Here is an 18,483-nt window from a genome sequence, read left to right on the forward strand (position 1 = left end):
CGGAATCCTCACAGGAGCAACCGGCGCCCGCCACCGACGGGTTAAAAATCAAGCTAGCCGAAGCGTGGGTCGGGCGCGGGATATAGGGCTGCGAACTCGTGATCCTCCACGATGCCGAGCCCGGCGAGTATCGTGTCCGACCGCTCCCAGTGCTCCTGCGCGGCATGGCTGTCACCCGTGCAGCTCCGGGCGTGACCAAGTACCAGGTGGATGCGGGCCTGTCCGAGCTGGTGGCCCGTCTCGGTCTGGATGGCAAGCGCCTCCTCGCCCATGGCTCGTGCCTGACCGGCGTCGCCCTCGCTGAGGTGGAGTACGGCGAGGCCGGTAAGCGCCTGTCCGTGCAGGAGACGGAACTCGCAGTTCCGGGTAATTACGAGAGCCTGACCCAGCTGGTTGCGGGTCTCTTCATGGTTGTTGAGTCGCTGGTAGGCGGCTGCCAGGCCGATGAGCGCCTCGGCCTGGACCCTGACGAGATGGATCTCCCGTGCCACCTGTAGCGCGCGCCGGTGGTGCTCAAAGGCCTGCTCGAGATGGCCGAGCCTGCAGTGAACTGTGGCGTGGGTGTTGCGGGTGTGGGCTTCGAGCCCTCGGTCGCCGAGTTCCTGGGCGATGGCTATGGCGGACCGCGAAAGCTCGATCTTCGGTGTGGCCGTGTCTCGATGAAGCGCGGCAAGGCATCGCAGGGCCTCCGCCTCTCCAGCCAGGTCCCCCACCAGCCGGTGCACCGCCAGGCCTTCGGTCAACTGTCCACGTGCCCGGTGGAAATCGCCCAGAACGTGGTAGGCCTCACCGAGCTCCCGCAGAGTGACTGCCTCCAGCGTTCGTCGGCCGTACCGACGATGCATGGCCAATGCCTGTGAGTGGTGGTCCACAGCGGTCGCCAACTGACCCAGCGCCCGGTAGACGCTGCCGAGATTTCCGAGCTGCAGGGCTACACCATCGCCTTTGCCGAGCTGGTGGGCCAGCGCCAAGGCCTGCGCGTAGCAATCGGCGGCTTCTCGCAGCCGTCCACATTCCCGGTGCACCTCGCCGAGATTGTTCAGGACCGCAGATCTGACCTTGGGTAGCCCGACCTGCTCTGCAATCACCGAAGCAAACTGGTAATGCTCGATTGCTCGTGGATAGTGGTAGATGGAAAGGTAGGCGTCGGCGAGGTTGATCTGTGCGGCAGCCTCGCCATCGGCAGCTCTGTCGGTACGTGCCGCCGACAGTGCGGCCTCCCCGACAGCCAACCAGCCGACCACGTCCCGACACAGCCAGAAATACCCACGCAAGGCATCGCCAAGCCGCCACGCCATTTGTCGGGGGCCGTACATCGCCGCCCATCTCACCATGGCGACCAGGCTGGCCCGTTCACCATCGAGCCAGGCCAGTGCCTGAGAATGGTCGTGAAGCGAGACCGTCGCCACTGTCGGGTCGACGGTCGGAGGCAGCCTCAACTTCTCCGGATACAGCAGCTGGGCCGCTACGTCGACGGAGTTGAGGTAGTAGGCATAAACGCCCGCGAGAGCAGCGTCACGAGCGGCATCTGACTCTTCGTGCTCAGCTCGGTTCGATGCGTAGCGGCGGATCAAGTCGTGACATGTGTACCGGCCGACTGCGTGCTCCGTGACCAGGTGGGCGTCGGCCAGCATCTCCAGCGAACTGCGAGCCTGATCGATGCTGATGTCAGCGAGCGCTGCAGCGGCCTCTGCGGTGACATCCGGGCCGGGCGTGAGCCCCACCAATCGAAACAGCCGACGGGCGGACCCGGGCAGGCGGTCGTAGGAGAGGTCGAACGCGACGGTGACGGCGCTGCGTGCATCGCCGGCCACCGCCAGAGTCGTCGCCGGGTCACCGCTTCGCAGCCGAGCCGTGTATTCCGCGATGGGGTGCTTCGGTCGGCCGGCCAGGTTCGCGGCGGCGATCCGCAGGGCCAACGGCAGATAGCTACACAGCCGCGCGAGTTCCGCGGTCGGTCCGTGCTCGGCCTCGACCCGTTCGGCGCCTAACATGCGGGTCAGCAGAGCATGAGCTTCCTCACTGGTGAGCACATCCAGGCTGAGTCGGCGGGCGCCGTCGATTGCAACCAGTCCGCCAAGCTGGTCCCGGCTGGTCACCACCACGACGGATCGGGCCCCGCCGGGAAGCAACGGCCGGACCTGTTCGGCGCTGGCTGCGTTGTCCAACAGGATCAACATCTGCTTGCCTGCCAGCAGGCTCCGGTACGCTGCGGCCGCCTCGTCCGTCGCGGCCGGTACCTGCTCCACCGGCATGCCGAGGGCATGAAGGAACCGGGCCAAGGCCTCGACCGGCGCGAGTGGCGGATCGAGCGAATACCCGCGTAGATCTATGTACAGCTGCCCGTCCGGGAATCGATCGGCCATCCGGTGCGCCCAGTGCACGGCGAGGGCGGTCTTGCCCGGTCCCCGGTTCTAGCACATAGTTGGTGCATGGACATTGATACTCCTCCAACGGTTGTGGATCTGTACCTTCGCTTGTCTGACCTGCGGGTCGAGGACTTGAACAGCGATGGTGAGAGCAAGGGGCTCGTGGAACACGAGCGGTTGTTGCGGGACCGTGCGGGTCAGCTCGGGTGGACGGTCGGTGAGGTCATTGTCGAGAACGACATGGCTAACGGCAAGCCTAAACCGGCGTCGGCGTTCAAACGGCGCAAGATCCGGCTGCCGGACGGGTCGACGGTGTTGCGGGTGATCCGGCCGGGGTTCACCCGGTTGTTGGACCGGGTGCGGGGCCGTCGGTCGCAGGCGGTGTTGGCGGTGGACCTGGACCGGGCGGTGCGTGATCCTCGGGATCTGGAGGACATGATCGATGCCGTTCAGGAGACGGGTGCGAACGCGCAGTCGTTGTCGGGGTCGTTGCGGTTCACCGATGGGGGTACGGATTCGGAGATCACTCTGGCGCGGGTGATGGTGACGATGGCGAACAAGGCCAGCCGGGACACGGGGCGGCGGGTCCGTGGGGAGCGGTTGCGGCAGGCGATGCACGGTCAGTGGGGTGGGGGTCGGCGGCCGTTCGGGTTCTGTGGTGGTCCGCCGCCGGTCGGGACCGGTGACCCTGGCCAGTATGTGTGCTCGTGGCACGGTGGCCGGGACTGTCAGAGCGGTGTCACGCGTGTCGAGGTGGAGGCGTCGGTGATCGAGGACTGTTCACAGCGGCTGCTGCAGGGGGCGTCCTTGCGGTCGTTGGCGGCGGAGTTGCGGGCGGGGTCGGTGTCGACGGTGGGTGGTGCGGCGTGGTCCGCCGAGGGGTTGCGGGACATTCTGCTGCGTCCGCGTAACGCGGGGTTCATGGTGTACGGCGGGCAGATCCTGGAGGGGGTGGTCGCGCCGTGGAAGCCGATCGTCGATCCGGCGGTGTTCTTCGCCGTGCGGGATCTGTTGACGGATCCGTCCCGGCGGTCCGGGCCGGGGGCGGCGGCACGGTGGGTGGGGTCGGGGATCTACCGGTGCGGGGTGTGTCTTCCGCCGGGTGTGGAGACGGAGCGTCCGGTGACGGTTCATGTCACCGTCGCGGGGCGTGCGCCTCGGTACACGTGTAAGGCGCGTAACCATCTGGCCCGTAATCAGGCGCATGTGGACGCGGCGGTGTTCGCGCATGTGGTGTACGCGGTGACGCATCCGCGTGCGTTCGAGTTGCTGGCCGAGCCTGCCCCGCAGGTCGATGTGGAGGGGTTACGGGCGCAGCGGGCCGCGATCCAGCAACGCGTGAAGCGGATTCTGGCGGATGAGTTGCGGGGGTTGGAGACTCGGGAGTACGCACGGGACGCCCGGCGTGAGGCCGCCGCGATGGTCGCCGAGATCGACGCCCAGTTGCACGCGAACGTGGGTAGTGATCCGTTGTCGCCGTTGGTGAATGCCCCGGACCCGGTGGCGGCGTGGCGCGACGCGCCTCTCGCTGACAAGCGGGTGGTGATCGACCGGCTGATGACCGTCACGATTCTGCCGTCCGGGCGGAAGGGCCGCGGGTTCGACCCGACCACGGTGCGCATCGAGCCGAAACATGACCTCGGTACCTTGGCCGCCGTGTAGCCGCTGTGCCCTTTCTGGGTGCGCGCCTGCTATTGAGGTGGGGTGTGGGCTGCGCGTCGTGCGTGGACGCGTCGTCGGGTGGGGTTGGCGTAGGTGGCGACACCTGCGACGAGGATCGTGATGGCGGCGGCCCAGGAGCTGGGGTCGGTGTCGTGGCGGGCTGGCCAGTCCAGCGGGGGCAGATCGATGCCGGCACCGGCGGTGACCAGGCCGGTGGTGAGCAGGGTGGTAGGGATGGTCCAGCCCATGGTGGTGTGGAAGAACGTTGTTCCGATCAGGGTGTATCCGAGTAGTCCGAGGTAGTTGCGGATGGCGCCGGGTGCGGTGATGGTGCCGGTGACTGGTTGGGCGGCCCAGGCGACGAGCCCGACGCCGACGGCGGCTGCGGCGGTGAGGTAGAACAGGTCGTATCGGTCGACGCGGCGAACGGCGAGGTGTTCCTGCAGTGGCAGGGTGGACCAGATGGCGATGGTCGTGAGGTAGGCGGTGATCGCGGGAAGGACTGCGGCCCATGGCAGTGGGATCGGTGTGGTGGTGCCGATGATCAGGTGCTGGCCGGCGAGTTCCCGGGAGACGGCCGCGACGATGACGAGGGTGAGCAACAGGGGCACCGCTCGTCGCGATTTGGTCAGGAGCCGGTGACCGATCATGTGAACGCGCCGGGGGTCACGGAACACTGACGGACGACGTCGGCGTGGACGGTCAGCCACTGCTGCTGAGCGGTCAGTGGCAGGCGAAGGAAGCGGATTTTGGCGTGCTGCTGCGCGGTGTCTCGTGGGATGAACAGGCTCTCGTTGCCCGCTGCCCATGCGACGAGTAGTTGGGCCATCGCGTGACCGCTGGTCTCGCGTCCCACGGCGCAGGAGTCAGCGCCGAGAGCTGCGATGGCGATGTCGATGCCTGCGCGGTCGTAATGGTCGGCGCTGGGGGCGTCGAGGGCGAAGGCGATCGCGCCGGGTGTGGGCTGACCGCCGACGCCTCGGGGGCGGTGCTCGACCCGGGTGATGGCGAACGGTGTGGATTCCAGTCGCTGGCCGATGGCCTGTGCTCGTTGTCTGATCGCCGAGATGCTGCTGGTAAAGGCGGGGTGGACGCAGACCTCGGGTGAGGAGCCAACGCAGGACCAGGTGATGTGGCGGTTCAGGGTGGTGGATCGGCCGTTCTCGCCGATCACGGTTGCGGCGCCAGCGACGACAAGTGCTGCCGACAGGGCAGCTGCTGGGATCACCGACCGAGCCGGGGAGCGGACCTTGTTGGCGACCAGGGTGAGGGCCAGCAGACCAAGGCCGGCGAACCACAGGATCTGGCCTCGCATCGTCGGGGTGTGTGGCGTGTTGAACGGCAGGACGATCTCGACGGTGATCGGGAACAGCGCGTACGTGGTCCCGCTTTGCCCAAGGTTCAAGATGGTCGACAGGTAGGTGACCAGAGCCGCCACGAACGGGGTGAACCGACCCGGCAGTAGGACACCAACGGCGTAGGCGACCGCGATCACGGCGGTGAACCCCATACCGGCGGAAGCCAGCCACCACCAGAACGGTCCACCCCACGTCGCTGAAGCCGCTGTGGGCAGCAGCGTTGCCGCCGTGACCAGGCCGTAGGCGGTGACGGCGCACGCCACCAGCACGCCGGCCTCGACCAGCGGAGCCTGCGCCGGATCCCGGCCTGCCAGAAGCCAGGCGTAGCGCGTGCCGCGACGCTGCGATCGTCCTCCCGCCCAGGCGGCGATGCCCGCACCCAGCGGAGCCATCAGCACCGGGGCGCTTGCCGCCGCGCCCGTGGCATACGACCAGACGGTGTCGGTGCTCAGCTGGGCGCGGGCCATGAACACGCCGACGGCCACCAGGACCGGAAGGGTCCACAAACCTGGTCCTCGGCGTAACTCGATACGGATCAGAGTCACACAGACACCACCCGCGAGTGACGCAGTGTGGCGAGGTAGCCGCGCTCCAGATCGCTGTCCCCGTCCCCTTCCGAACTGGCCAGGCTCTCCAGCTCTCCGACGGTTCCCGTGAACGCCACCGCACCACCATGGAGAACCACGACGGTGTCCGCGACATGCCGGGCATCCTCCACCACGTGCGTACTGACCAGCACTGCCGCATCGCCGGCTAGCGTACGTAGAACGCGGCGCAATTCGATCCGTTGCTGTGGATCGAGACCAGCCGCCGGCTCGTCGAGGATGAGCAGCGCCGGCTCATGGACGATGGCGTGCGCGATACCCGCCCGGCGCAGCATGCCGCCCGACAGGATTCCCATGCGGGAGCTGGCCTGATCGGTCAGGCCCATCAGCCCGACTGCCCGATCCACCTTCGCGTCGATATTCCGTCCTGCGACGCCCTTGAGCCATGCGGCGTAGGCGACGAATTCCCGGACGGTGTAGCCGGGATAGTGGGATACGACCTGCGGCAGGAACCCGACACGCGCCGCGACGGCCCGGAGACCGCCTCGACGCAGAACATCGCGACCGAGGACGTGAAGAGTTCCCGACTCTGGGCGTTTGAGGCCCACGATGGTGCTCAGCAGTGTCGTTTTTCCAGCGCCATTTGGCCCTAGGAGGACCGTCACCCCGGCCGGAACGATGACGTCAAGATCGTGAAATACTTTACGTTTCCCGTATCGCTGCGTCAGCCCACGCCCCACGACTGGGTCATCCATCACGATCCCCCCGATCGGTTGAGTTCAGCAGGTGTTCACCAGCAGGTTCCCGGTGTCCATGTAGGTCGGGTGAGAGGTGAAGAACGAACGGCCGTAGTAGTTGGCGCTCCGTCCGCCATCACAGCTACTGGTGCTGGCGATATAGAGGGTACCGGTATAGTAGTCGTCGTAGCTGGACACCACGGGGTCGGGCAACAGTGTCACGTGCCTCTTGATCTCGACGCGGAAGGTGCGAGTCGCCGACGAGGAGCACGACGCGTTGTTCCACGCCGTCATATAGCCACCGCTCTGGCTAAGGGCGATGTTGCCCTGGGAGCAGCCCGGCGGGTCTGCCCATGCCGGACTGGCGACCGCCAGGACGGACAACCCAAGAGCTCCCGCCAACACGGCTCCGATCAATCGCCTCATGCGATTCTCCAGATCTTCGTTCCAGGATGACCAACGAACGTCTCGACAGTGACTGGCTGAATTCACTACACCACTCGCCAGCGCCCAGGGTCAATGCGCGACCCCGTCACAGACAGTCATTCGGAGAACTCTCAACTCATCCACATTCCGAATGCACTCACAGAAATCAGCAGCAACTCTCCAAATCAGACAAATTGCTTCGGCGGCATGTTCGGCGTCCGAAGGAATGATCTTCAGAGTCGGGACGAATTCTTGACTGATTCACCAGGGCGCAAGCTCCACGCCCGCCCCGGCCGCCACAGCTGTCGCGTTTCACGGGCAATAACGATTCCCGATGCACACAACGTGCACTGGTCGGTCCCGACGGCGGCTCCGCTGCCGGGCGGGGCACTCCCGAAGGAGTGCCCCGCCACGCGCGCGTTTGTCTCTATCCGTCGCTGCGTCTCGTCTGCCGTCGACGTCGGCCGAGTAGCGCGGCGACGGTGGCGCGCTGCGCGTCCGTGAGCGGCGGCCACTGGTCGACGTTGGCGGTGACGTGGGCCATCAACGCCTGGTCGCGGAGGATGGCCCGCAGTGCCGCCAGTTCGGGGTCGTCGGTGTCGCGGGGCGCGGCCATCGCGGCGAGGCGTTCCCGCATGATCGCCTTCACCTCCGATGGGTCGGTGTCCTTTGCGTGGTCGTGGTTGGGTGGGGCTGGCGGGTCCGGTCGGCTGATGCAGGCTGTTGTTCGGGTGCGGGGTGGAGGGGTGGCCAGCGGTAACGTCCCCCTGGCGTTGGGCTGGCGGGTCGGGTGGTCGGCGGGGGTGGGGTCGCTCTCGGGCTGTGGCTGGTGGAGCGTTCCCTTGTCGCCTGGTGGGCGACGGCGTGGGTCAGGTGTCGTCTGGCTTGTGGCCATCGTCCTCCACGGTCGGTTCCGCTGGTTTCCGGTTCACTGCGGTCATCGCTTTTCGCCTTTCCTTCATTTGAGAATGACGCGGGGGCGTTACCACCCGCGCTACCCGTAGCCCCCGGTGACAGCCGTTTCCGGCACCAGGCGGAACGAGGCGATCAGATCCGGCACGAGCCGGGACAATGGGTGTCATGAAGTGCACAGATTCGTGTCCGGGTATCAAGGTCGAGGCGTTACCAGGTGCGCATAGGCGTTACCACGCCCGGCTGGTGCTAGAGGGCTACCGGTAGCGCCCAGACCGCCGGGGCGATGGGTGTTACCAGCACGGCGGCACCGGTCCCGCCTACGTCGGAGCGGCCGGCGGCACCCCTTGCGACACGCTCGCGGTGCCGTACGCCGCTCGTGCCGTGCTGTACCGTTCCGTATTGATTGGTACGCGCCCCGTAGCGCAGTTACGGTGACAGTTCCCGTGAAGGCCGGGCCGGGGCAGCAAGTTGTAGTACCGGTTACCAGATCTCGCGTACGCGCCGTCCGGCCGCGCAGCAAGATATGGCAATTGGCCGCCAATCTCGCGGAGCGAGATATGGCCATTGCTTATCAATCTCGACCGGGCGCGGTCGAGATTCCAATGGTGCGGGTGGTCAGGGGCCGTCGGCTGTCTTGGCGAGCAGTGCTGTGATGAGGTCGGCCAGTGGGGTGATCGAGTGTCGTTGGGTGTGGGGTAGGCGTTGGTGGTGGTGGCAGCCGGGGCAGTTGTCGGTGTCGTTGGTGGGCAGGGTCAACCGGCAGCGGGCGCAGGCGGTGAGGTGTTCGTCGTCGAACGCGGCGGTGAGGGTGTCGCGGTGGGTGTGGTGGCGTTGCCACCAGGACAGTGCACGCCACCGCCGGTCGACGTGTTCGTCACGCCACTCGGGATAGGTGAGCCGGACGCGGTAGTGGTTGTGGTCGGGGGGTTGCCAGTCGCGCCAGACGTCGGCCTGGGCTTGTTCACGGGTGCGGGAGTGGTCGAGCCGGTGGTGTTCGGTGGGGGTGAGTAGGCGTTGTCGTGCGAGGTGGGTGGCGGCGGTGTACCAGGCGGGCCGGTCGCCTCCAGTTGCGGTGAGGTGGGCGAGGTGGTGGACCTGGTGGGACCAGGCGGTGTGGTGTGCCCGGGTGAGCGCGGTGCGCAGCGTCTTAGCGGTGGCGGGGTCGTGGGGGTGGTGTCGCCACCAGTCGGCGAGCGCGGCCAAAACGCGAGTCGTGTCGAGGTTGGGGGTGAACGGGTTGCGGGGGTCGTGATCGCGGTCGAACAGGTAGGCCAGCAGGTCGACGGCGGCGGGGCCGAGGTCCGGTTCGAGTTGCTGTGGGTGGCGGGCCAGGTCGCGCAGGGTGTGGGCGCGTTGGCCGGCGAGTTCGGCGGCGTGTTTGCGGTGGTAGGCGGGTCGGGCGGCGGTGGTGACGGTGGCGCGTTCGGTGAGGATCGCGGTGATCGTGGTTTCGGCGGCCTCGGGGTCGGTGAGGTTCCAGGCGTGGGCCGTGACGGCGCGGGCGGGGTCGCGGACGAGGCCGGTCGCGGCGACGATGAGCCGGCCGTGTTCGGCGATCAGGTCATAGTCGGTGACGTGTCGTTGGTAGAGGGTGGAGGGTTTCTCTTCGCGGAGGTGTTTGGCGGCGTTGCGGGTGAAGGTGACGGCCCGGTGGGCGGTGGTGGTGAACAGCAGCAGGGGTGGGCAGTGCGGGAACCGACCCTGCCATGCCTGGTCGCGGGTGTAGGCGCGGTACCGGTCGAGTTTGGCTCTGAGCTGGTTCTGGGTCATGGAGGCGAGGTCGATCTCCACGAATGCCGCCGTCGTCCTTCCGTCGGGCAGGGTGGCTTCGTACACGGCGTCGGGGGTGAGGCGCTTGGTGGTGGTGCCGCCCCACGCGGAGGTGGGGCCGTCCCATTCCTGCCACCCGGCCCGGTCGGTCGCCCAGCCGGTCATGGTGAGTCCGGCGGGCGGGCCGTGGTCGCGCAGGGCGAGCCACACCTCGGTGATGGTGGCGGCGTGGGCGGAGAACATCGCCGAGGGTCGGCGGCCGTCAGCGGCGGCGGTGCCGGTGATCAGGCGTGCTCCGGCGGGCCGTAGCCACCAGTGGTGGGGTGCGCTGCCGGTGTGGCGGCCGGGCCGGTCATAGTCGACCATGCCGGCGGCACGGAGTTGTTCGAGCCGGTACAGCACGGTGCGGGCCGGGGTCGATGTGGCGCGGGCGAGCTGGTCGGTGGTCATGACCCGGTGGTCGTTGAGCAGGAGCAGGAGTTGTTCGCTGGGGCCGCCGGAGGCCCGCAGCCGTAGGGTGGTTCCGGACGACATCAGCTTGCCTTTCGCTGTCGCGCTGATAAGCGCATCCCTGGGGGAAGAGTTGACATCTATGTCAGTCGCCGGTCCATGAAGATCGGCGAAGTCGGGTTGACCTGCGTGTTCACGCCGTGTTGGGCTGCGGATCGGGTGCAGAGCAGTCCGCAACCCCTGACAGCCGCACCGCACCGGGCACGGACCGACACCCGGACCGGACACCTTCTGTCAGTACCTGGACCGGGGTGAACCCTGCGAAGGCTGCTGTTCAACCTCGAATTATCCCGTTCAACTATGAATCGGACACTCTCTGTCGGTGGTGGACTTCTGTCAGGAGCGGTGGTGACAGACACCTTCAGGGACTGGACAGCCCGCACTGCCACCGCCGCAACGGGATCGGGTGGTGGGTGTCCGTTGGGTGGACCACAGCCCCGGCGCGAGCCGCGAGGGGCGAGCTACCCCTTCACCAATGGGATTACAGAACCGGGCCGCCGATTGGAAAACCGCAGGCCACAGCCCTTCAACCTGAGACGCGATCCGTCGGCTTCATCCAGATACGCGCCGACTGTCGGCAAACACGGAAGACCGGGGTCCTCTACCTATAGAGGGGAAGCGTGGGTGGTCGAACTTTCCGTTCGCGCGAGAAAAATCTTGGCCACCTGCGCGCGTAGGCTCGTGGTCACGGCCGGGAGCGACAGGTCCGCTCCGGTGGTGAGTAGCGACGAACGGAGGGCTGACGGGATGTCGACACCGCGCCGTACCGGCAACCGGCGTCGCTGACAGGGATACTCCGTGCCCGCCCCGCACCAGCCGACCCCACTGTCCGACGCCGGACTGGGACCACCACGACGACGGGCCGACCTCACCGTCCTAGGCCAGATCGAGACCCAGGCCCGCACCCGCATCGCGCTGGACATCCCGAGCAACGTCGTCGACCCGGACATGCCGCCGACCCCGCTACCGATGGTCGACTTCCGCCTCCACGTCATGCGCGCCCCCGGCCCCATCCGGGACCGGGCCTGGCGGCACCTCGCCGAAACCGCCCGCGCCCACCGCGGCGACTGGAACCTGTACGCGCTCGGCGTCGCCTACCCGAAACTCCGAACCCAGGCCAACAAGCTCACCGCCCACCTCGCCCCCGGCCCGGCCGCCCAGGCCCACTACACCCTCGCCATCGAGTTCCTGTTCGCCCTGCACCGCCTCGACCTGACCACACCGCAGCTCTTCCCCCGACTCACCGACGCCGCCTACACCCACGCCAGCGGACGCAAACGACAACATCCACCACCCCTGTATGACCTTGATGCGCTGCCCGACGACCGCATCCCCCGCTCCGAGCACGGCAACCCCGAAGCCGATGCCAACCAGGAAACCGTCCACGACGTCCTGAACCGCCTCGTCGCCCAGGCCAACACCCGCACAGGCCGGCAGACGATCAGCGACACCCAGGCCACCCTGATCCGCCGCACCTACCTCAACGGCGAAACCCTTCGCGCGGTCGCCGCCGACCTGCACCTCAGCGAACCCAGCGCCTCCAAACAACGCTCCCGCGTCGCCACCACCATCGCCAGACTCCTCGGCCGACACGACCTCATCGAACCCACACCCATACGTCCGGCCGCCCGATACGACCCGCCCGAGCAGAGATAGCCACCACCGTGCCCGCCGGGTCAATCCGGAGGCGGGCCGCCGTCACCAGCCAGCGCCGCCCGGGTGCCGAACGCCAACTCGATCTCCGTTTGCAACAGCGACAGAGCCTCCCGCGCCGGCGGATCGTCCTCAGAGATCCACATACAGTGATCCTTCAAGCCGTCCACGCACACCAACACCGGCCCGGCGAACGGCTCCCACGGAACGACCACGCTCCAGTCGTCCATCCCACCCTCGAAGCAATGCACGAACAGGACCACACCGCCACGCCCGGCGACACGACCGAACTCACCGCCCAGGGCGATCACACGCGGCGCATGGTCGAAGGCAACCTGAGCGTCAACAGCGGAGGCCCACCGGACCCGCACCGCCGCAGCCGCCACGAAATCACTCAACCCATCACGCGGAGCCTCGGGGTCCGGATGCGCCAACTCCCACGCCAACCGCTCCGCCAACCTCCGCCGACGCAGCTCAGCTCCCCGCCACCGGTCAACATCAGCCACAGCGGCCTCCGACGGTCTGTCCGGCAGCACGCTCCACCCCGTCAGCTTGACACCCTCAGGGCCGACAACGCGAGCCCCGTCTCTCGCCGCCGGGGAGTTGATGCCTGAGGAATGACCTGACGGTCGCGCCTTCGTGGTGTACCTGTGGTGTACCTGCTCATCCGGCCACAACTCGCTGAGAGCGGAGCAGGATGCTGGGCTTCGGCCTGTCCCACTCGGGATGCTTACCGGGTCCTGCCCACCGAGCCGGCTCCCGTTGGACGCGAGTGAACCTCGCTTTCTGCTGCCATCTGCGGCGACGTGTCCATACGAGCAAGAGGCTAAGGTGTAGGGCATGTCTTCGCGGCGCACCCCTGCCAAGCGTGCTTCCGTCTCCCCGCGTAGAGCGAGGGAGCCTCGAAGTCCTTTGCCGCCACCTGAACTGGAGCTGTTTGAATCCGCAGAGTTAGAGTCCGAGTCGGAGCTTGAACGTCGAGCGTTCTACAGTTTGAGCCTGGCAGGACAGGAGGCTAATTCGCTGGCGTTCACGCAGTGCCGTTTCCGAGGTGCCGACTTGTCGGGCTGCCGCCTGGACCAGGTCGCGTTCACCGACTGCCTTTTCACGGACTCCAGCCTGGCCAATGTGCGCGCCGACGGTGGCAGTATGACGAGGGCGCGACTAGCGCAATGCCGGGCGACTGGTCTGACCTGGGCTGACGGCTTGGTACGGGACGTCACCATCACTGAGTGCCGTGCGGATTTGTCAGCGTGGCGGATGACCGCGTTTGACGCGGTGGTGTTTGAGGGATGCAACTTGACCAGCGCCGACTTCACGAATGCCGACCTGCGGGGAGCAACGTTCCGGAACTGCGATCTGACCAGTGCGGTGTTCCACCATGCCGATATGGACGGTGCTCGGTTTCGTGGCTGCGACCTGGCAGGTGTTGGTGATCTGTCGAGTTGGCGGGGCGCTGTTGTGCATCACACGGATCTGATGAGCCTTTCTTACGGGCTCGCGGCTGCGGTGGGCATTCGTATCGAGGGTGATGACGCATGAGGACAGGGCGGCGGGCACCGGCCCCACGGAGGGTAGTTGGAAGTGGTGACTGGCCGGTACCGATGTCGGCTCCGGACGGGCCCGCGAGGTTTGTGGGGTTGCGGTACGAGGGGGCCGCGATCCGGGAGGTCGACCTGTGTGAGGCGACGCTTGAGGACTGCTTCTTCGAGTCCTGTACCTTCACCGCTGTTCGTTTCAACTGTACGAAGCTTGTCGGTTCGACATTCAAGGATTGCCGGTTTGCCGGCTGCAATTGGTGGGATGCGTCATTGACGGATTGCACACTCACCGCGTCGGTGTTCGACCGGTGCGATCTGTCTGGTCTGGAGGTGGAGGGCGGCGACTGGTCAGATGTCGAGTTGCTCGGCGCGGACCTCGGCACCGCCGAGTTCACCCGCGTAAGGATGCGTGGGGCGAATCTGAGTGGCGCGCGGTGTCAGGGGGTCGTGCTGCGCGATGTGGATCTGTCCAACGCGGGCCTTCGGGAGGCGGATTTCACCCGCGCGGACCTACGGGGCAGTGTGTTGACGGCGTTCGATCCTCGTGAGGTTACGCTACTAGAGGCGATCATCACTCCTGATCAAGCGGTGGATATTGCGATGAGCCTTGATATGTCGGTGCGTGCTTCGTGACGAGGTAGGGGCCGAGTTGGAGGTACGCCAGGTCGGAGTTTAGGAGCACATCGACGGCGTCTGCGGCGGTGCGGGCGATGGGTCGGCCGTGCAGGTTCAGGCTCGTATTGAGCAGCGCGGCTCTGCCTGTGCGGGCATGGTAGGCGTGCAGGATCGCGGCGAGTCCGGTGGGACTGTCGTCGTCGACGATCTGAGGCCGACAGCTTAGGTCGGCGGGGTGAATCGCGGCGATCATATCGGTGGCCGCATCGGGTTGGATGTCGAAGCCGAGCATCATGTAAGGGCTGCGCAGCTGGTCGGGGTTGCGGATGTAGCGGTGCTGGTGGCTGTTGAGGATCGCGGGCGCGAACGGCATCCAGAAGTCCCGTTGCTTGATGAGTTGGTTCAGGCGTCGTGGCGCGTCGGCGTCGGCCGGATTCGCGAGGATGGATCGGTTACCGAGGGCTCGGGCACCGTATTCCATGCGACCGGCGCAGCGGGCGACGATCTCCCCGTCGGCCAGTAGCTTGGCAAAGACGTCGTCGATGTGGTCGGGCTCGTGTATGTGGAGGTCGGTGCCGGCTACCGCGTGGCGTGCTTCGTCGGGAGTGATGTCGTCCCCGAGGTAGCAGTCGGATAGCGGCTCAACGGCCCGGTGGCCCTGTACCACGGCGAGGTGGTGGTACAGGGCCCCGATGGGGAGACTTTCGTCCCCGCAGGACGGGAACGCGGCGAAGGTGTCCACGCAGTCCAGGCCTGCGATGCGCTGGTTGACCTTGATGTTCATGAACACGCCGCCGCCGACGAGAACGTTTCGGACGCCGGTGGCGGTGACGGCGTTGCGGGCCCATCGGGTGACAAGGTCTTCGGTGAACAGTTGTAGGCCGGCGAACTGGTCGTCGAAGCGCCGGCCGCGTAGCCGTTGCTCGATGTCGGGCCAGGCGCGTTCGATGCTGAGGGCTGTGGTCCGGCGCAGGTGCAGGCCGCTGGGGTCCAGGCTGAGGTACCCGTGCAGGATGTCGGCGACCTCCCGTGCCCGGGAGGGACGGGCGTAGGGGGCCATGCCCATCAATTTGTACTCGTCCTCGTGGGGGGTGAACCCGGCAGCATGGGTGAACCAGAACCACAGCAGGCCGATCGAGTTGCGCATGTCGGTGCGCGCGATCTCGGTGCGCTGGCCGGCGGTCCAGGTGGAGACGGTCGCGCAGGCACCGTCACCGAATCCGTCGCAGGTCAGCACGAGGTAGGGACGGTCGGGGTCGGTTCGTAGTCCGTAGTATGCGGCGGCGGCGTGCGCGGTGTGGTGGTCGACGTAGGTGATCCTGGCGGCGGTGATGCCGCCGTGGTGCAGCATGGCCGTGACTCGCTGCGATAGTGCGCCGGGTGCGGCGGCTACCAGGGCCGCCTCCGTGTCTGTTATGGCCGGCTGCGCCTGCTGGTGGAAGCTGGCGAGTCGGTGTAGCCATTCTTCTCGGGGACAGTGGTCGACGGGTCCGGAACGGCTGCCGTATACAACTTCGGTGATGTCGGCGGGATCGGCGCCGACCGCGTGTAGGCAGGCGGCGACGGCGTGGTGTGGGAAGCCCATGTAGCCCTTGATCCCGGTCAGCCGCTCCTCCTGGACGCAGTGGGCGAGGTGCCCGTTGACGGCGATGGCTGCGGTGGCGTTGGCTCCGCCGTGGATGCCCAGCAGCAGATCACCCATGGTGGCTGGCCTCTCTGTTGGTGACAGCGTTGGTGAGCCAGGCCCACTCGGCGATCTTGAGTTCGGCGAGCTGATTCAGGCTGCCGGGCTTCGCTTCGTGCAGGCCTGCGAGCACCGGTGCTGCGGTCGTGGAGTACCAGTTGGTGAGTTCGTGATTGACGGCGGCGGCGGCCGGATCCGCGATGGTGAAGGCGCGGTGGAAGGGCGCGGTGACGAGCAGCCCGGCGGTGGCGATCTGCCGTTCGATGATGGTGCCGGGGATGACCTCCAGTCGGCTACGGGCCATGAAGTGCGGGATTCGGTGCCGCCCGAAGTGGTCCAGGGCGTCTAGCTCGTCGCGGAGCCTGTCGAGGGTTTGCCAGGGATGCCACAGGATGTAGCTGGCGACCGTCGTCACGCCGGCATCGTCGGCGGCGGCGACCACCTTCCGTAGGTGGAGCAGGTCCTGACGTTTGCCGTAGATCCGGCGCAGGGTGTCTGGGTTGAATGACTCCACGCCGATGAGCATGCTGCGTACTCCGGCGTCGGCCAGGACGCCGACTGTGGCGGGGTCGAGGGTTTCCGCGCGTACGCTGATCGCGAGCGTGAGCGTGCCGGTAAGGCCGGCGGCTCGCAGGCCGTCGCGTAGTTCGACGGCTCGGCGTGCGCATTCGCTGCGGGTGCCGCCGAAGTCGGAGTCGCTGAACGCGAAGGCCGTCGCACCGGTCATCTTGTGCAGGTGGACGACGTCGGCCACTACCGGGGCCATCGGCAGGTCCCGCCAACCGCCGCCCGGCAGATCGGCGTTGTAGGCGCAGAACGTGCAGCGGGATCGGCAGCCTCGGCTGGCCGCCACCGACACCACCGCGTTGGCGCCGTACGGCAGATCCTCGGCGGTGAGAGACCGCAGCGACGTGTACGTCGCCAGGTGCGCATGCAGGTGCGCGAGGAGCTTTGCGACGAACGGGTTATGCGTCACGCTGGCAGGACCGGCCACGACGTGGTCGACCGCCCCGTGCGCCATGAGCTCGCCTGCGGCTGACACCGCCAAGGGGCCGAAACCGATGACAGTCAACCGGGGGTGCCGCAGCCGCGCGGCCACCAGCTCGTCGGCGATGCGACGAAGTCGGGGCCCGTACGCGTCCGAGGTGAACAGGTGCACCACAAGCACGTCGAAGCCGGTGATGCCGGCGGCATCAGCGAGAGTGTCGGCGAGCGTCGCGGCGGGTCTGCCCCGGTAGTAGGCGTCCAGCAGGACGCTGTCGTAGTCGGCGGCGCGCAGGGACGCCTGTACCGCGAGGGCGTCTCCATCGACGTGGCGCTGTTTGAATCCGGACTCATACAGCGTCGGTGCCCACACGAGCACCCTCGGCCGGCTCGGATCGGTCACCGCAGGCATGACGCCTCGCAGCGCCGGCACGGGGTGCTCGGTTCACCGCGGAACTGCTCCCACACCGCTGCGCCGAACCACATCGTCTCCAGATCGTCGGTCAGGAGGTTGCCGGCTCGCAGGGACCGGTTCTCCACCCCGAAGATGCACGGGTAGACGTCTCCGCGTTGGTCGACGGCGAAGCCGATGCTGCCGCTGCCGCACCCCTCGGTGGGGCTGATCGTCTCGATCTCCACGTCGTACGCCTCGGCGAGGCGCTGGCATTCGGGTAGCAGCACGGTCAGGATCGTGGTGTCGTCCAAGGTCACTGCCGGGTTCGACCGCCCTACCGGCTTCTGCGGGAAGAACTTGAACCGGCGCACGCCGCCGCCGAGCCCGACCTGAACGACCTGTTCCAGCTCGCGCAGGTTGATGTGGTTGACCACGGTGTTGATGACGACCTCGGTGAACTCGCCGAGTGCACGGATCCCTGCGATGGTCCTGTGCCAGGAGCCGGGCGCGTTCCGGATCATCTCGTGCGTCGCGGCCTGCCCGCCGTCCAGGGACACCTGCACTGGGGACAACCCGAGTTCGCGGAGACGCTCCAGCCGGCCGGCGTTGAGCACGGTGGCGTTGGTCGACACCCCGAAGCCCAACCCTCGGCCGATGATGTCGGCGGCCAGGTCGAAGAACTCCGGCAGGAGCAAACTCTCACCGCCGGTGACGTAGATGTCTAGTACGCCGTAGTCATCGAGCCGGCGGATGATCTCGTGCCACCTGTTCAATGGCAGCAGGAACGGGTCCGCTTTCGGACCTCCGGAGCAGTAGCAGTGCAAGCACTTCTGGTTGCAGACCGTAAAGGGTTGCAAGTGGACCCAGAAGGGTTTGAGCACCGATGCCCTTGGCCGCGCTGCCTCGGCTTCGTCGGCGACCGCGTGGACCCGTGCTGCCGTCACCGGCTCGCTCGACGCGTCGTCGGCCGGCGTGAGGACACCCGCTGAGTGCAGTTCACCGACGACGGTAGTCCACCGGGACTGGTCAAGGCCGAAGCGGTCGGCGAGCGCGGTCTGTGCTTGCGGCGGAAACTGCGGGGTCAACGGCTCGCGGGCCAGCAGCGCGACCATGGCCGCCGTGCTCGGCAACTCCACGAAGCGGCGGGGCTGGGTGGTAGTCCACGCGAGGGCGCCGAAGTGCTCGTGCCGCAACCGCATGTCCGCCATCCGCAGCACCGGGGGAAGTGACGTCACAGGGGCCTCCCAGGCTGGGGCTGCCGGCCCGCGTGGGGGGTTTGCGGGCCGGCAGTCATCTCGATTCGTTCTCCGAGCTGTAGCG

15 protein-coding genes are annotated in these 18,483 nt (G+C 67.1%); 4 read left to right on the forward strand and 11 right to left on the reverse strand.

Annotated features, from left to right (window positions below; translation table 11 throughout):
* Positions 1-53: 53 nt before the first annotated feature.
* On the reverse strand, positions 54-2,366 hold the full coding sequence (locus tag EDC02_RS06610; RefSeq protein ID WP_148083345.1) for a tetratricopeptide repeat protein: 2,313 nt from the start codon (positions 2,364-2,366) through the stop codon (positions 54-56).
* A gap of 111 nt (positions 2,367-2,477) precedes the next feature.
* On the opposite strand from EDC02_RS06610, the gene EDC02_RS06615 reads away from it, so the two are divergent.
* On the forward strand, positions 2,478-4,031 hold the full coding sequence (locus EDC02_RS06615) for a recombinase family protein (RefSeq protein WP_305036210.1): 1,554 nt from the start codon (positions 2,478-2,480) through the stop codon (positions 4,029-4,031).
* A 29-nt stretch (positions 4,032-4,060) separates the two neighbouring features.
* On the opposite strand, the gene EDC02_RS06620 is transcribed toward EDC02_RS06615, so the two are convergent.
* The 6 genes from EDC02_RS06620 to EDC02_RS06645 form a co-directional block, all read right to left on the reverse strand.
* Positions 4,061-4,633, reverse strand: coding sequence for a hypothetical protein (locus EDC02_RS06620; protein WP_148083346.1), 573 nt, complete (start codon positions 4,631-4,633; stop codon positions 4,061-4,063).
* A gap of 44 nt (positions 4,634-4,677) precedes the next feature.
* The gene (locus EDC02_RS06625; RefSeq protein ID WP_123601191.1) at positions 4,678-5,895 is read right to left on the reverse strand and encodes a hypothetical protein; all 1,218 of its coding nucleotides are present in this window, start codon (positions 5,893-5,895) and stop codon (positions 4,678-4,680) included.
* Between the two features lie 35 nt (positions 5,896-5,930).
* Entirely contained in the window at positions 5,931-6,689 is a 759-nt protein-coding gene (locus EDC02_RS06630) for an ATP-binding cassette domain-containing protein (protein WP_123601192.1), read from the reverse strand.
* A 24-nt stretch (positions 6,690-6,713) separates the two neighbouring features.
* Positions 6,714-7,097, reverse strand: coding sequence for a hypothetical protein (locus EDC02_RS06635; protein ID WP_148083347.1), 384 nt, complete (start codon positions 7,095-7,097; stop codon positions 6,714-6,716).
* A 427-nt stretch (positions 7,098-7,524) separates the two neighbouring features.
* On the reverse strand, positions 7,525-7,746 hold the full coding sequence (locus EDC02_RS06640) for a hypothetical protein (protein ID WP_123601194.1): 222 nt from the start codon (positions 7,744-7,746) through the stop codon (positions 7,525-7,527).
* A gap of 881 nt (positions 7,747-8,627) precedes the next feature.
* Positions 8,628-10,316, reverse strand: coding sequence for a replication-relaxation family protein (locus tag EDC02_RS06645; protein WP_123601195.1), 1,689 nt, complete (start codon positions 10,314-10,316; stop codon positions 8,628-8,630).
* 774 nt (positions 10,317-11,090) lie between these two features.
* Here EDC02_RS06645 and EDC02_RS06650 point away from each other — a divergent pair.
* Positions 11,091-11,948, forward strand: coding sequence for a hypothetical protein (locus tag EDC02_RS06650; protein ID WP_123601196.1), 858 nt, complete (start codon positions 11,091-11,093; stop codon positions 11,946-11,948).
* Between the two features lie 20 nt (positions 11,949-11,968).
* On the opposite strand, the gene EDC02_RS06655 is transcribed toward EDC02_RS06650, so the two are convergent.
* Positions 11,969-12,343 carry a hypothetical protein gene (locus tag EDC02_RS06655; protein ID WP_148083348.1) on the reverse strand — a complete coding sequence of 125 codons (375 nt, stop codon included), beginning with the start codon at positions 12,341-12,343 and terminating at the stop codon, positions 11,969-11,971.
* Positions 12,344-12,785: 442 nt separating this feature from the next.
* Here EDC02_RS06655 and EDC02_RS06660 point away from each other — a divergent pair, with 442 nt between their 5' ends.
* Together EDC02_RS06660 and EDC02_RS06665 are read left to right on the forward strand one after the other, a co-directional pair.
* The gene (locus EDC02_RS06660) at positions 12,786-13,487 is read left to right on the forward strand and encodes a pentapeptide repeat-containing protein (protein WP_123601198.1); all 702 of its coding nucleotides are present in this window, start codon (positions 12,786-12,788) and stop codon (positions 13,485-13,487) included.
* A 98-nt stretch (positions 13,488-13,585) separates the two neighbouring features.
* Positions 13,586-14,119 (forward strand): pentapeptide repeat-containing protein, encoded by a 534-nt coding sequence (locus EDC02_RS06665; protein WP_158632073.1) that lies wholly within the window; start codon positions 13,586-13,588, stop codon positions 14,117-14,119.
* On the opposite strand, the gene EDC02_RS06670 is transcribed toward EDC02_RS06665, so the two are convergent.
* From EDC02_RS06670 to EDC02_RS06680, 3 genes are read right to left on the reverse strand one after another with little or no spacing between them, the layout of a single operon-like run.
* Positions 14,058-15,803 (reverse strand): carbamoyltransferase C-terminal domain-containing protein, encoded by a 1,746-nt coding sequence (locus EDC02_RS06670; protein ID WP_123601200.1) that lies wholly within the window; start codon positions 15,801-15,803, stop codon positions 14,058-14,060. The genes EDC02_RS06665 and EDC02_RS06670 overlap by 62 nt on opposite strands.
* A complete protein-coding gene (locus tag EDC02_RS06675; RefSeq protein WP_158632074.1) occupies positions 15,796-17,172 on the reverse strand; it encodes a radical SAM protein in 1,377 nt (458 codons plus the stop codon). Before EDC02_RS06675 ends, EDC02_RS06670 begins: the two co-directional genes overlap by 8 nt.
* Entirely contained in the window at positions 17,169-18,398 is a 1,230-nt protein-coding gene (locus EDC02_RS06680) for a radical SAM protein (protein WP_148083350.1), read from the reverse strand. Before EDC02_RS06680 ends, EDC02_RS06675 begins: the two co-directional genes overlap by 4 nt.
* Positions 18,399-18,483: the final 85 nt, after the last annotated feature.

This window comes from Micromonospora sp. Llam0 (genome assembly GCF_003751085.1).
Lineage (GTDB): Bacteria > Actinomycetota > Actinomycetes > Mycobacteriales > Micromonosporaceae > Micromonospora_E.